General features: G+C 74.5%; 11 protein-coding genes. 10 read left to right on the top strand and 1 reads right to left on the bottom strand.

Going from position 1 to position 13,666, the window contains the following annotated elements; genetic code table 11:
* Window positions 1-11: 11 nt before the first annotated feature.
* The 3 genes from ABT095_RS16630 (at window position 12) to ABT095_RS16620 (ending at window position 3,773) form a co-directional block, all read left to right on the top strand.
* Entirely contained in the window at window positions 12-923 is a 912-nt protein-coding gene (locus ABT095_RS16630) for a TIGR01777 family oxidoreductase (RefSeq protein WP_350530126.1), read from the top strand.
* A 268-nt stretch (window positions 924-1,191) separates the two neighbouring features.
* Window positions 1,192-2,460, top strand: a complete 1,269-nt coding sequence (locus tag ABT095_RS16625; RefSeq protein ID WP_350530125.1) for an FAD-dependent oxidoreductase — start codon at window positions 1,192-1,194, stop codon at window positions 2,458-2,460.
* Between the two features lie 89 nt (window positions 2,461-2,549).
* Window positions 2,550-3,773, top strand: coding sequence for a cation:proton antiporter (locus ABT095_RS16620; RefSeq protein ID WP_350530124.1), 1,224 nt, complete (start codon window positions 2,550-2,552; stop codon window positions 3,771-3,773).
* 32 nt (window positions 3,774-3,805) lie between these two features.
* Here ABT095_RS16620 and ABT095_RS16615 read toward each other — a convergent pair whose 3' ends face one another.
* Complete coding sequence (locus ABT095_RS16615; protein WP_350530181.1) at window positions 3,806-5,341, bottom strand: NsdA family TPR-like regulatory protein; 1,536 nt, start codon at window positions 5,339-5,341, stop codon at window positions 3,806-3,808.
* A 423-nt stretch (window positions 5,342-5,764) separates the two neighbouring features.
* On the opposite strand from ABT095_RS16615, the gene ABT095_RS16610 reads away from it, so the two are divergent.
* From ABT095_RS16610 to ABT095_RS16580, 7 genes are all read left to right on the top strand, one after another.
* Complete coding sequence (locus ABT095_RS16610; protein WP_350530123.1) at window positions 5,765-6,526, top strand: 3-hydroxybutyrate dehydrogenase; 762 nt, start codon at window positions 5,765-5,767, stop codon at window positions 6,524-6,526.
* Between the two features lie 111 nt (window positions 6,527-6,637).
* Complete coding sequence (locus ABT095_RS16605; RefSeq protein ID WP_350530122.1) at window positions 6,638-7,951, top strand: MFS transporter; 1,314 nt, start codon at window positions 6,638-6,640, stop codon at window positions 7,949-7,951.
* Window positions 7,952-8,173: 222 nt separating this feature from the next.
* A complete protein-coding gene (locus ABT095_RS16600; protein WP_350530121.1) occupies window positions 8,174-10,441 on the top strand; it encodes a helix-turn-helix domain-containing protein in 2,268 nt (755 codons plus the stop codon).
* Window positions 10,442-10,533: 92 nt separating this feature from the next.
* Complete coding sequence (lipB, locus tag ABT095_RS16595; RefSeq protein ID WP_350530120.1) at window positions 10,534-11,331, top strand: lipoyl(octanoyl) transferase LipB; 798 nt, start codon at window positions 10,534-10,536, stop codon at window positions 11,329-11,331.
* Window positions 11,332-11,453: 122 nt separating this feature from the next.
* The gene (lipA, locus tag ABT095_RS16590; RefSeq protein WP_350530119.1) at window positions 11,454-12,407 is read left to right on the top strand and encodes a lipoyl synthase; all 954 of its coding nucleotides are present in this window, start codon (window positions 11,454-11,456) and stop codon (window positions 12,405-12,407) included.
* A 178-nt stretch (window positions 12,408-12,585) separates the two neighbouring features.
* Window positions 12,586-12,807, top strand: a complete 222-nt coding sequence (locus ABT095_RS16585) for a hypothetical protein (RefSeq protein WP_350530186.1) — start codon at window positions 12,586-12,588, stop codon at window positions 12,805-12,807.
* Window positions 12,808-12,889: 82 nt separating this feature from the next.
* Window positions 12,890-13,588, top strand: coding sequence for a DUF4191 domain-containing protein (locus tag ABT095_RS16580; protein WP_502884890.1), 699 nt, complete (start codon window positions 12,890-12,892; stop codon window positions 13,586-13,588).
* Window positions 13,589-13,666: the final 78 nt, after the last annotated feature.

Genomic DNA, 13,666 nt, shown 5'->3' with positions numbered 1-13,666 from the left:
TGGATGGGGGCATGCGTATCGCGGTGACGGGTTCGACGGGTCTGATCGGCAGTGCGCTGGTGCGCTCGCTGCTGGCGGACGGGCACGAGGTGGTCCGGCTGGTGCGGCAGCACTCGCGCACGGGGCCGCAGGCGGACGGCAGTGTCGGGGTGGGGTGGAACCCGCAGCGGCTGGAGATCGACGCCGCCGGGCTGGCCGGGGTCGAGGCGGCGGTGAACCTGGCGGGCGCCGGGGTCGGGGACCACCGGTGGACCGAAGGCTACCGGCGGGAGATCCGGGACAGCCGGGTGATGGGCACCGAGGTGCTGGCTGCGGCGCTGGCCCGGCTCGACACCCCGCCCGCGGTGCTGGTGAACGCCTCGGCCGTCGGCTTCTACGGCCAGACGGGGGCTCAGGTCGTCGACGAGGACGCGCCGGCCGGGTCGGACTTCCTGGCCGGGGTCTGTGCGGAGTGGGAGGCGGCGGCCCGGCCGGCCGAGGCGGCGGGGGTGCGGGTGGCGTACGCCCGCACGGGTCTGGTGCTGTCGAAGGCCGGTGGGGCCGGGGCGCGGCTGTTCCCGCTGTTCCGGCTGGGGCTGGGCGGGCGGCTGGGCTCCGGGGAGCAGTACTGGAGCCTGATCTCCGCGGCCGACGAGGTGGCGGCGCTGCGCTTCCTGCTCGAGACCGAGGGCCTGAGCGGGCCGTTCAACCTGGCCGGGCCGGAGCCGGTGACCAACCGGGAGCTGACGGCGGCGCTGGGGCGCGTACTGCGGCGGCCCACGCCCTTCCCGGTGCCGGAGTCCGTGCTGAAGGCGGTGCTCGGCGACATGGCGGTGGAGGTCGCGGGCAGCCACCGGGTGGTGCCGAAGCGGCTGCTGGAGGCCGGGTTCCGGTTCGAGCACACGGCGGTGGACGACATCGTGCGGGCCGCGCTGAAGGGGTAGGCCGGGGCGGCACGCAGGGGCGCACGGGGGCATGCGCCGGGCGCATTGCACGCCCCCCAGGGGTGTTCCGCTCCTGAAGCCCGGCTTCAGGAGCACGCTGGGGGCCCGTGCTCCCGCCGGGTGCCCCCGCGCCCCTCCCGTACCGACGATCCGAACGAACGTCTCGGCCTGATCCTGACGTTGACGGGGCATCACCTCGTCGGACCGTGTCCCGGTTCGCCGCGCCCCCTCCTGGGCGCACGCCCGGGACCAGGGAGGGAGCACGCCCGTGCCCGCATACGACATCACCCGCCGCACCCGCCGACACGCCGACCCGGACGTCGTCGTGGTCGGAGCCGGACTCGCGGGCCTGGCCGCCGCCCGCGCGCTGACCGGCCGCGGCCTCACCGTCCAGGTCCTGGAGGCGACGGAGCTGCTCGGCGGCCGGATGGCCGCCCGGGAGCTCGACGGCTTCCGACTGGACACCGGCAGCCATCTGCTCGCCACGCACCCCGAGCCCGGCCGCGAGCTCGGTCTCCAACGCCTCGAGCTCCGCCCGCTCGCGCCGGGCGTGCTGGTGCACACGGGGGGCCGCCGCCACCGCCTGGCCGGGCCGCTGGACCGGGCCCGCCTCGGCGCGGCCCTCGGGCGGCTGGCGAGCACACCGGTCGAGCGCCTGCTCAGCCGGCCGGAGACCACCACCGCCCGGGCGCTGGCCGAGCGCGGCCTCGCCCCCCGGACGGTGGACGGGCTGCTCCGGCCGCTGCTCACCGCGCTGCTCAGCGATCCGGCGCTCGGCACCAGCAGCCGGGTCGCCGACCTGGTCCTGCACGGGTACGCCCAGGGGCGGCTCGCCCTGCCCGGCACCGCCGGCCTGCCCGAGCAGCTCGCCGAGGGCCTGCCGCCCGGCACCGTCCGGCTCGGAGTGCGGGTCAGCGCCGTCAGTGCCGACGGGGTCGACACCGAGAGCCACGGGCGGACAGCCGCCCGGGCGGTGGTGGTGGCCACCGACGCGCAGACGGCCGCGGCGCTGCTCCCCGGCCTGCGGCTGCCGGACTTCCACCCCGTCACCACGTACTACCACGTGGCCGACCGCTCGCCGCTGGCCGAGCCGGTGCTGCTGCTGGACGCGGACCGCCCCGGCGGACGCTCGGGCGTCTCGCACTCGCTGGTGCTCAGCGAGGTGGACGCCGGCTACGCCCCGCCCGGGCAGGCGCTGATCGCCACCACCGTGCTCGGCCGCCGCACCTTCGACTCCGGCGGCCCGGCCGGCCACGAACCGGAGGTCCGGCGGCGCCTGGCGGAGCTGTACGGGCAGCCGACCGGGGCCTGGGAGTTCCTGAGCGTGCGCCACGTGCCGGACGCCGTCCCGACGATGCCGCCGCCGCACAACCTGCGCCGCCCCGTCCGCGTCCTGGCCGGGCTGTACGTCTGCGGGGACCACCGCGACACCAGCACCGTCCGGGGCGCGCTCACCTCGGGGCACCGCGCCGCCGAGGCCGTGTGCAAGGACCTCGGCGTCGCCCGCGAGCCCCTGGTGGCCGAAGCCGCGGCCTGAGCAGCTCACCTCCCGCGTCACCGCCGTTCTCCGTGGCACCATGCCGATATGACGCACAATCGGACATATTGCCCAGGCGGTGGCGCGCGGTGAGCAGCCCGGCGGTCGACCCGCAGTCACTGGTGGTGATCCCCGCCTGCGCGGTGGCCGCGCCGCTGCTGGCCGACCGGGTGCTGCGCTGGCTGGCGGTGCCCACCGTGGTGTTCGAGATCGTGCTCGGGGTCGTGATCGGCCCCGACGTGCTCGGCTGGGCGAAGCCGGACGACGTGATCGCCGCGCTCTCGGACTTCGGTCTGGCGATGCTGATGTTCCTCGCCGGGTACGAGATCGACTTCGCCCGGCTGCGCGGCGGCCCGCTCGGCCGGGCGCTGACCGCCTGGCTGGTCACCCTGGCGGCGGCGCTCGGCTTCGGCGCCCTGGTCAACCCCGACCCGCTCGACGGCGCCTTCGCCGGGCTGGTGCTCACCACCACCGCGCTGGGCACCATCCTGCCCATCCTGCGGGACTCGGGGGACTTGCCGACCCCGTTCGGCGCCATGACGATGGCCACCGGCGCCGTCGGCGAGTTCGGCCCGATCATCGCCATCGCCGTCCTGCTCAGCGGCAACTCGCCGCTGCGCTCGGCCGTCATCCTCAGCGCCTTCGCACTGATCACCCTGATCGCGCTCGGCTACGCCCGCCGGCCCCGGCCGGAGTGGGTCACCCGGCTGATCCGGCGCACCCTGCGCACCTCGGGGCAGTTCGCCGTCCGGCTGGTCTTCCTGGTGCTCACCGCGATGGTCGCCGCCGCGATCTGGCTGGACCTGGACATGCTGCTCGGCGCCTTCACCGCCGGGATCATCGCCAAACTGCTGCTGGCCGGGGTGCCGGAGGCCCAGGAGGAGGTGATCGAGGCCAAGTTGGAGGGGGTGGGCTTCGGGTTCCTGGTGCCGATCTTCTTCGTGGTGAGCGGGATGAACTTCGACCTCAGAGCGCTGCTGGACGATCCGGGCACGCTGCTGCTCGTCCCGCTCTTCCTGCTGCTCTTCGTGCTGGCGCGCGGCGTGCCGGCCGCCCTGCTCGCCCCCGCGGGCCTGCGGGCACGCGAACGCGCCGCACTCGGACTGTACGGGGCGACGGCGCTGCCGCTGGTCGTGGTGATCACCGGCATCGAGGTCGATGCCGGTCACCTCCACACCTCCACCGCAGCCGCCCTGGTCGGGGCGGGCATGCTGTCGGTCCTGCTCTTCCCGCTGCTCGCCCAACGCGTCCGCGGCACGACCGCCGCACCCGCCGCCCCGGACGAACCCCGAGTCCGCGCCGAGAGCTGGTGATGCACTGCCCCTGGTGTGCTGCCCCAGCGGGGTCACACCACCCCCGCCTGGCGGGCCGCTTCGTCGAAGGCCCGCGCGGCAGCGCTGACGCGGTAGGGCGTCAGGCGGCGGTGGAAGTCGCGGAGGTACTCGACCGTGCGGGCGGACCGCATCTCGCCCGCGGCCCGCAGGGACTCCGTCGCCATCGAGCAGGCTTCGTCCACGTCGCCCATGCCGAGGCGGGCGGTGGCCAGGACCATCCGGCAGAAGATGCGGCTGCGGGCGTAGGCGGGGGCCCGTAGCCGCAGGGACTTCTCGGCATGCTGGGCGGCCGGGCGCCACTGCTGGAGGTCCCGGTAGCAGTGGGCGAACTCGTCGGCCACCTGGGCCTCGTCGAAGAACCGGGCCCAGGACGGGACTTCGTCGCTCGGGCGGCCCGCCGCGAGAGCGCGCTCGCAGCGGACCAGGGCGGTGGTGCAGGAGCGCACGTCGCCCATCAGCGCGTGGCCCCGCGCCTCGGCGGCGTGCATCAGCGACTGGACCACCGGTGCGGCCGCCGTGCCGACGCCCTGCTGGGCGACCCGGGCCAGCTGGATCGCCTCCCGGCCGTGGCCGAGGTGGACGGCCTGCTGGCTCATGGTGGCCAGCACGTACCCGCCGAGCACCCTGTCCCCCGCCGCCTGGGAGAGCCGCAGGGCCTGGACGAAGTACCGCTGGGCCAGCCCGTGGGCGGCGATGTCGAAGGAGGTCCACCCGGCCAGCCGGGTGAGGTCGGCGACGGCGCCGAACAGGGCGCGGCCGATCTGCTCGCCGTAGCGGCCGCGCAGCATCGGCTCGGCCTCGCTCTCCAGGTACCGCACCAGGGCCTGGCGGGCGTGCCCGCCGCCGTACGCCTGGTCGAGGGCGCGGAAGAGGTCGCCGACGGCCCGGATGGCCGCGATGTCGCCCCGGCCGACCCGCAGCGGGGGCCGCTGCTCGCGGGTGCCCGGCTCGCCCGGCTCGGGCTGGGCCGGACGGCCGGCGGCGCCGCCCCGGCTCTGGGCCGGGACGCGGGCGGCGGGCTGCCCGGCCCGGGCGGCCGGGACGGCGGCCGGGCGGGCCTCGCTCTGGCCGGGCGGCGAGCCGTCCCGGGCCACCCGCTCGTCGGTGCGGCCGATCAGCCAGTCCCGGCTGGGCACCACGAGCCCGGCCGGGGTGAAGGCGATCCGGCGCAGCTCGGACTGCGAGCCGCTGTCCTTGCGCCACATGCTGGCGACGATGTCCACCGCCTCCTGCGGCGTCTCGGCGAACTCCAGCCCGGCGTAGACCGGGGCGCAGGCGTCCAGGCCGATGTCCTGGGCGGTCAGGCGGCGGCCGAGCCTCCTGGTGAACACCTCGGCGATCAGCGCCGGAGTGGCGCCGCGCGGCTGCTGGCCGCGCAGCCAGCGGGTCACCGAGGTCTTGTCGTAGCGCAGGTCGAGCCCGTGCTCCAGGCCGAGCTGGTCGACCCGGCGGGCCAGCCCGGCGTGCGAGAAGCCGGCCTCCTCGATGAGGGCCGCCAGGCGCGGGTTCTGCGGCCTGGGGCCGGCTTGGCCCGCGGCCTGGTCCATGGTCCTGGAGGCGTCGCCGACCGGATCGGAGGCGTGCGGCACTGCCCCGCTCGGCCCGTCGTGCGGGTGGAGCGGGTCGAGCGGTCCGTACGCCGGGCTGTCGGTTGCAGGCCGTTGGGGCATATCAGTCAACACCTCTCGGACGCACCACCGGTCCCCCCGGTACTCGGAGCCGCGCCCCCTGTCGGGAATCGGCGCGAATGTAGCGAGCATTTCGGCGCTATGGGTGGATCTGGGCGGGCAATCCTCCGAACGGGTGACGCATTGGCGCCCGTTGTGGGGAAGGTCGGGGCCAGCGTGTTTGGCTTGGAAGCCCGCTGACCTCGACTCAGCACCCCTGGCTTCGACCACCACAGAGATGCCCCGCTCTGTGGTGCGCCATCACATGGGAGCGGGCGGTCGCGGTTCCTACCGTTCTCGACCATGGACACCACAGCACCCTGCCGGCTCGACGGCCGCACGGCCCTCGTCACCGGCGCCGCCTCGGGGATCGGCCGGGCCTGCGCCGAGGCCTTCGCGGCCGCCGGAGCCCGGGTCTACGTCGTCGACCTCGCCGCCGGGCCCGCGAAGGAACTCGCCGAGCGGATCGGCGGGGTGGCGCACGTCGCGGACCTCGCCGACCCGGCGGCCGTGGACGCCCTGCCGGACGATGCCGACATCGTCGTCAACAACGCGGGCCTCCAGCATGTCGCGCCGCTGCACGAGTTCCCGCCCGAGCGCTTCACCCACATCCAGCGGGTGATGGTCGAGGCCCCGTTCCGCATCCTGCGCCGCACGCTCCCCGCGATGTACGACCGCGGGTGGGGCCGGGTGGTCAACATCTCCTCGGTGCACGGCCTGCGGGCCAGCCCCTTCAAGTCGGCGTACGTCACGGCCAAGCACGCCTTGGAGGGGCTCAGCAAGACCGTCGCCCTCGAGGGCGCGCCGCACGGCGTCACCAGCAACTGCGTCAACCCCGGCTACGTCCGCACCGCCCTGGTCGAGCGCCAGATCGCCGCCCAGGCCGCCGCCCACGGCATCCCCGAGAGCGAGGTGATCGAGCGGATCATGCTCGACCGCACCGCCCTCAAGCGCCTGATCGAGCCCGCGGAGGTCGCACAGTTCGCCCTCTGGCTCTGCTCGCCGCACGCCTCCTACATCACCGGCGCCAGCCTGCCGGTGGACGGCGGCTGGACCGCCCACTGAGCCTGGCGGCTCCCGCCACCTCGACCCGCCCGGCCATGTGTGTCGCCACCATGTGCCCCCGGCCCGCTCCTCCGTACCTTGTGGCGACACCCCCGACCCGAAGTGGTGACCATGACCGCCCTCGCTCCCCCGCAGGACCAGGTGACCAGCCGCTCGCTGCCCAGAGTGGTGGCCGCGAGCCTGATAGGTACCACCATCGAGTGGTACGACTACTTCCTGTACGGCACCGCCGCCGCACTGGTCTTCGGCAAGGTGTTCTTCCCGACCAGCGACCCGCTGACCGGCACCCTGCTCTCCTTCCTCACCTACGCGATCGGCTTCGCCGCCCGCCCGCTCGGCGCCCTGGTCTTCGGCCACTTCGGCGACCGGATCGGCCGCAAGCGCCTCCTGGTGGTGAGCCTGCTGCTGATGGGCGGGGCGACCACGCTGATCGGCTGTCTGCCGACGTACCGCCAGGTCGGCGTCGCCGCGCCGGTGCTGCTGACGGTCCTTCGGCTGGTGCAGGGCTTCGCGCTGGGCGGCGAGTGGGGCGGGGCGGTGCTGCTGGTCTCCGAGCACGGGGACGCGAAACGCCGTGGCTTCTGGGCCTCCTGGCCGCAGGGCGGCGCCCCGGCGGGCAACCTGCTGGCGGCCGGGGTGCTCTCGCTGCTGACCGGCCTGCAGTCCGACGCCACCTTCCTGGCCTGGGGCTGGCGGGTGCCCTTCCTGCTCTCCGCCCTGCTGGTCGGGGTCGGGATGTGGATCCGCCTCTCGGTGGACGAGTCCCCGCTGTTCCAGCAGGCGCTGGCCGCGCAGAAGGCGCGCGGCACCGTCGAGCAGCCGCCGCTGGTGGCCGTGCTGCGGCACCACTGGCGGGAGGTGCTCACCGCGATGGGCGCGCGGATGGCCGAGAACATCTCGTACTACGTGATGACCACCTTCGTGCTCGCCTACGCCGTCGGGCACGTGCACCTGCCGAAGCAGACGGCGCTCAACGCCGTGCTGATCGCCTCCGCCGTGCAGTTCGCGTTGATCCCCGTCTTCGGGGCGCTCTCCGACCGGGTCGGCCGCAAGCCGGTCTACCTGGTGGGGGCGGCCGGGGTCGGGGTGTGGGCCTTCGTCTTCTTCGGGCTGGTGGACACCAAGAGCTTCGGCTCGCTGGTGCTGGCCGTGACGGTGGGTCTGGTCTTCCACAGCGCGATGTACGCGCCGCAGGCGGCGTTCTTCTCGGAGCTGTTCCAGACCCGCATGCGGTACTCGGGCGCCTCGATCGGCGCCCAGTTCTCCTCGGTCGCCGCCGGGGCGCCGGCCCCGCTGATCGCCACCGCCCTGCTCAAGGACTACGGCTCGGCCACCCCGATCGCGGTGTACGTGGCGATCGCCTCGGTGCTCACGCTGATCGCCGTCCTCTGTGCGCGCGAGACGCGAGCTGCTGAACTGAGCTGATGATGCACCACCCAGGGGCGCGGGGCCTCACTCGATTAACTGCGCGCGCGAAACCGGGAGAGTACAGGCCCGCGCCTCCCGCGCTCGCGCAGTTCCTCGCGCCCCTGGGGTTAGTGCAACTGGCTCACTACGAAGAAACGATCCGCTCCGCTTCTTCCGGTTTCGCGCAGTTCCCCGCGCCCCTGGATAGTGCAACTGGATGGTGCAACTATGGCCCCCACCATGAGTGCCCCTCACACCGGCGCTGCGACAGCCCTCCGCACGCTGCTCGACCTGCTCGCCTCGGGCGCCGCGACCGAGGCCTTCGCCGAGGTGCTCGCCGAGGCCCGGCGCCAGGGCGCGCCCGCCGACGTCCTGGCCGAGATCGACGAGGCGACGCTGACCGCACTGCGGGTGCACCGCACGGTGCGTCAGCACCGGCGCCGCGAGGCCGAGCTGACCGCGCTGTTCGACACCGCCGGTGACCTCGCGGCCTCCCGCGACCTGGACGCGGTGCTGCAGGCGATCGTCCGCCGGGCCCGGATGCTGCTCGGCACGGACACCGCGTACCTCACGCTGCCCGACCCGGCCGCCGGGGACACGTACATGCGGGTCACCGACGGCTCCGTCTCACCGCTGTTCCAGAACCTCCGGCTCAGCCTCGGCGACGGCCTCGGCGGGCTGGTCGCCCAGACCGCCCGCCCGTACGCCACGCCGGACTACCGCACCGACGGGCGGTTCCGGCACACCGGGCAGATCGACGCCGGGGTGCTCGAGGAGGGGCTGGTCGCGATCATCGGGGTGCCGCTGCTGCTCGGCGGGCGGGTGATCGGGGTGCTGTTCGCCGCCGAGCGCTCGGCGCGGACCTTCTCGCCGGACGAGGTCGCCCTGCTCTGCACGCTGGCCGCGCACGCGGCGATCGCGCTGGACACCGCCCACTCGCTGGCCGGGACCAAGGCCGCGCTGGCCGAGCTGAACGCCGCCAACGCCGTCATCCAGGCCCACGCCGCCGCCGTCCAGCGCGCGGAGCAGGCCCACGACCGGCTCACCGACCTGGTGCTGCGCGGCGCCGCCGTCTCCGACGTCGCCGCCGAGGTCGGCGCCCTGCTCGGCGCCGAGGCCGCCGTGCACGACGCCGAGGGCGTCCTGCTGGCCGGCCGGCCCTCCCCCGCCGCCGGCCTGCCCGAGGCCGTCGCCGCCTCCCGCGCCGAGGGCCGCGCCGTCCGCCACGGCGACGGCTGGGTCTGCGTCGTCCTGGCCGGCCAGGAGCCGCTCGGCAGCCTGCTGCTGCGCCCGCGCCGGGCGGAGCGCGGCGCCGTTCCGCCCGGCCGGAGCGGCACCGACTGGGACGGCACCGTCACCGCGCCCGGTCCGCACCACGGCGCGCCGGAGAGCTTCGGGGCGGACGGGCCCGGCGGCGCCACCCGCTGGGACAGCTCACCAGCCACGGCACCGGCCGACCGGCGCGGCCACGGCCTCGCGGCAGCCTCCGACACCGGCCGGAGCCCAGCAGCGATCCGGCTGCCCGGCAGCCGCCCGGGCGAGGGCGACGGCCCGCCTGACACCGGTGGCGGCCCGGCCGGCGGCCCCCTGCCGCGCTCCGGCCCCCGCCAGGCCGCGCCCGACCGCCCCGCCGCGCCCGACCGCCCCGCCGGGCCCGCCGCGCCGACCGGGCTGCAGCTGGACGACGCCGACCGGCGGCTGTTCGAGCGGGCGAGTGTGGTGACGGCGCTGCTCCTGCTGCTGCGGCGCTCGGTGGCCGAGACGGAGAACCGGGTGCGGGGTGAGCTGCTCGCCGACCTGCTGCGGGCACCGGACCGGGATCCGGCCGGGCTGACGGCCCGCGGGCGGCGGCTGGGGGTGGACCTGGCCCGGCCGCACCTGGTGCTGGTCGCCGAGACCACCGCCGCCGAGCGGCCCCGGCTGGCGGGCGCCGCCGCCCGGTACCTGTTCGGCTCCCGGGGCCTGTCCGGCGAGTACGCCGGGGCCGTGGTGCTGCTGCTCCCCGAGGACGGCACCCGCTCCCCCGGCGAGGCCGCCGCCCGGGCCGCCGACCGGCTGGCCCGGCTGACCGGAGCGGCCGTCACCGTCGGCGCGGCCGGCCCGGCCACCGGGCCGGTGGCGCTGGCCGCCGCGTACGGCGAGGGCCTGCGCTGCGTCCGGGCCCTGCGGGTGCTCGGCCGGGACGGCGAGGGCGCCGCCGCCGACGAGCTGGGCTTCCTCGGCGTACTGCTCGGCGACAGCCACGACGTGGCGGCCTTCGTCGCCGCGACGCTCGGCCCGCTGCTCGACTACGACCGGCGCCGGGGCACCGAGCTGGTCCGCACCCTGCGCGCCTACTTCGACTGCGGCGGCAGCCTGACCCGCGCCAAGGACGAGCTGCACGTCCACGTCAACACCGTGGTGCAGCGCCTGGACCGCATCGAGGTGCTGCTCGGCCCGGACTGGAACAGCCCCGAACGCGCCCTGGAGCTGCAGCTGGCCCTGCGCCTGCAGCTGCTCACCCGCTGATCCCGCGCCCGGGTCCTCACCCGATCGGGCGTACAGTGGCGAGGTTGGTCTCGAACGCCTGGCGACGCCCGGCGGACTGGCTAGGAGCAGCGGTGAGCGAGCACGTACGGTTCGTGACGATGGGCAGCGGCACGGAGTCGGTGCCCTACGAGGCGGCCTGGGAGGAGCAGCAGCGGCTGCACGCCCTGCGGGTCGCCGACGAGATCCCGGACACCGTCCTGCTCCTGGAGCACCAGCCGGTCTACACGGCGGGCAAGCGCACCAACCCGGAGGACTACCCGCTGGACGGCACCCCGGTGGTGCCGGTCAACCGCGGCGGCGAGATCACCTGGCACGGGCCGGGCCAGCTGGTCGGCTACCCGATCGTCAAGCTGCCGGACCCGATCGACGTGGTCGCGTACGTGCGGCGCCTGGAGGAGGCGCTGATCCGCGCCTGCGGCGAGTTCGGCATCGCCACCACCCGGGTCGAGGGCCGCAGCGGGGTCTGGGTGCTCGGCGAGGAGCTGCCCGGCGCGGTGGTGGACCCGGCCGAGGTGGTGGAGATCGGCAAGCTGACCCTGCGGATGGGCCTGCCGCTGGGCATCGACCCGCGCCTGGCCGGTCCTGAGTACGCGCCGTCCAACGCGGGCCAGCGCGGGGACGACCGCAAGCTGGCGGCGATCGGCGTCCGGGTCGCCCGCGGGGTGACGATGCACGGCTTCGCGCTCAACTGCGACCCCGACATGACCTGGTTCGACCGGATCGTGCCCTGCGGCATCCGGGACGCCGGCGTCGGCTCGCTCAGCTCGGAGCTGCGCCGCCCGCTGGGCGTCGAGGAGGCGCTCCCGGTGGTCGAGCGGCACCTGCGCGAGGTGCTGGCCGAACTGCCCGAGCCCGCCCTCGTCCACTGATCGCCGGGAATCCTTCTCATCTCCCGGGTGTTGCCCTGCGATTGCGGGGTCCAGCCCCGGCGCAAGCCGTACAAGCACAGGCGTACCCTGGGGGTACCCCGTACTAGCTCTAGGAGTCGCACGTGTCCGCTGTCGCACCGGACGGCAGGAAGCTGCTCCGCCTCGAGGTCCGCAACGCCGAGACCCCCATCGAGCGGAAGCCCGAGTGGATCAAGACCCGCGCGAAGATGGGCCCCGAGTACAACGCCCTGCACTCGCTGGTGAAGAAGGAGGGGCTGCACACGGTCTGCCAGGAGGCCGGCTGCCCCAACATCTTCGAGTGCTGGGAGGACCGCGAGGCGACCTTCCTCATCGGCGGTGACCAGTGCACCCGCCGCTGCGACTTCTGCCAGATCGACACCGGCAAGCCCGCCGAGTTCGACCGCGACGAGCCGCGCCGGGTGGCCGAGTCCATCGTCACGATGGACCTGAACTACGCCACCATCACCGGTGTCGCCCGCGACGACCTCGAGGACGGCGGCGCCTGGCTGTACGCCGAGACGGTGCGCCAGGTGCACGCGATGACCGCCGGGCGCGAGGGCGGCCGTACCGGTGTCGAGCTGCTCATCCCGGACTTCAACGCCGAGCCCGACCAGCTGGCGGAGGTCTTCTCCTCCCGCCCCGAGGTGCTCGCGCACAACGTCGAGACGGTGCCGCGGATCTTCAAGCGGATCCGCCCGGCCTTCCGCTACGAGCGCTCGCTCGACGTGATCACCCAGGCCCGCGCGGCCGGCCTGGTCACCAAGTCGAACCTGATCCTCGGCATGGGCGAGACCCGCGAGGAGGTCAGCCAGGCGCTGGCCGACCTGGTCGGCGCCGGCTGCGAGCTGATCACCATCACCCAGTACCTGCGGCCCTCGCTGCGCCACCACCCGGTCGAGCGCTGGGTGAAGCCGGAGGAGTTCGTGGAGCTCCAGGCCGAGGCCGAGGAGCTGGGCTTCGCCGGGGTCATGTCCGGTCCGCTGGTGCGCTCCTCGTACCGCGCCGGGCGGCTGTACCGGCAGGCGCTGGAGCGCCGCGAGCAGGCGGCGGTCTGAGGTTGTCGTGACGGACGGCGGGGGTGAACGCACCTCCGCCGTTCGGCGCAAGTGGGGCTGCAGGGTGCGTGCAGGGCGTCAGGCTTTCATCAGGCTTTGACGGCGAGGTCACCGCTCGGTAACACCGGCGGGTGACGATAGGCAGCGTTGACGGTGTCAGCGAGGGGAGTTGCTCAGCATGCGGGAGACGCAGGTGGCGCGGAGCGTGGCCCTGCACCGGGTCGCGATCGGTGAGATGCGCCGGGTGCGGTCGGTCGGCGATGCGTTGCGGCTGGCCGAGACGGTGCTGCTGGCCGGCGGCCAGCGCCAGGCGCGGCGGAACGCCTGGGCCTCGGTCTGTGAGAACCGCCGGTACGCGGCGGACCGGGAGCACAGCGCCGAGGTGCAGCACCCGGCCTGACGGCCGTCGTACTCGCCCACTCGGTGACGGTTCGGCCGCACTGGGGGGCGCCCTTGCTGGTCGCACGCCGGGGGCACGTACCATGAGCCCTATGGCGAGGCAAACATCCGAGAACCCCGGGCGACTCCAGCAGATCCGCACGGCGTACCAAATGACCAAGAAGGTCGACACCAAGATCGGCCTGATCATCGCAGGCGTCGGCCTGGCCGTCTTCGGCGTGTTCCTCGCCATCGGCTTCGCGATCGACCACCCGATCTACCTGGGCATCCTGGGCTTCGTGGTGGCCGTGCTGGCCGTGGCGATCGTCTTCGGCCGCCGCGCCGAGCGGGCCGCCTTCGGGCAGATGGAGGGCCAGCCGGGGGCCGTCGCCGCCGTGCTGGGCAACATCCGCCGCGGCTGGAGTGCGAACCAGACGCCGGTCGCCGTGACCCGCAGCCAGGACGCGGTCTACCGCGCCGTCGGCCGCCCGGGCATCGCGCTGATCGGTGAGGGCAACCCGAACCGGGTGAAGCCGCTGCTCGCCGCCGAGAAGAAGAAGATGTCCCGCGTGGTCGGCGACATCCCGGTGCACGACATCATGGTCGGCAACGGCAAGGACGAGATCCCGCTCAAGAAGCTCCAGATCCACCTGATGCGCCTGCCGCGCTCGATCACCCCGGCCCAGGTCACCGAGACCAACGACCGTCTGCGCGCGCTGGGCGACCTGCTCTCCAAGGCGCCGATCCCCAAGGGCCCGATGCCCAAGGGCGCCCGGATGCCCAAGGGCGGCCAGGCCCGCTGATCCCCCCTCTGACACGGAAAGGCCCCGGCGCGATGCGCCGGGGCCTTTCCGTGTCGCTCCCGTCCTCAGATCCGGCGG

Origin of the sequence: Kitasatospora sp. NPDC002227 (assembly GCF_040296285.1) — a bacterium.
Taxonomy (GTDB): domain Bacteria; phylum Actinomycetota; class Actinomycetes; order Streptomycetales; family Streptomycetaceae; genus Kitasatospora.
The sequence above is the reverse complement of the archived record's forward strand: the minus strand, read 5'-3'. Positions and strand labels throughout refer to the sequence as shown.

Excerpts from the sequence above, each read along its gene's own strand:
- ABT095_RS16605 (WP_350530122.1), top strand. The coding sequence starts at position 6,638 with ATGACCGCCCTCGCTCCCCCGCAGGACCAGGTGACCAGCCGCTCGCTG.
- ABT095_RS16600 (WP_350530121.1), top strand. The coding sequence starts at position 8,174 with ATGAGTGCCCCTCACACCGGCGCTGCGACAGCCCTCCGCACGCTGCTC.
- ABT095_RS16585 (WP_350530186.1), top strand. The coding sequence starts at position 12,586 with ATGCGGGAGACGCAGGTGGCGCGGAGCGTGGCCCTGCACCGGGTCGCG.
- ABT095_RS16630 (WP_350530126.1), top strand. The coding sequence starts at position 12 with ATGCGTATCGCGGTGACGGGTTCGACGGGTCTGATCGGCAGTGCGCTG.
- ABT095_RS16610 (WP_350530123.1), top strand. The coding sequence starts at position 5,765 with ATGGACACCACAGCACCCTGCCGGCTCGACGGCCGCACGGCCCTCGTC.
- ABT095_RS16580 (WP_502884890.1), top strand. The coding sequence starts at position 12,890 with ATGAGCCCTATGGCGAGGCAAACATCCGAGAACCCCGGGCGACTCCAG.
- ABT095_RS16615 (WP_350530181.1), bottom strand. The coding sequence starts at position 5,341 with ATGGACCAGGCCGCGGGCCAAGCCGGCCCCAGGCCGCAGAACCCGCGC.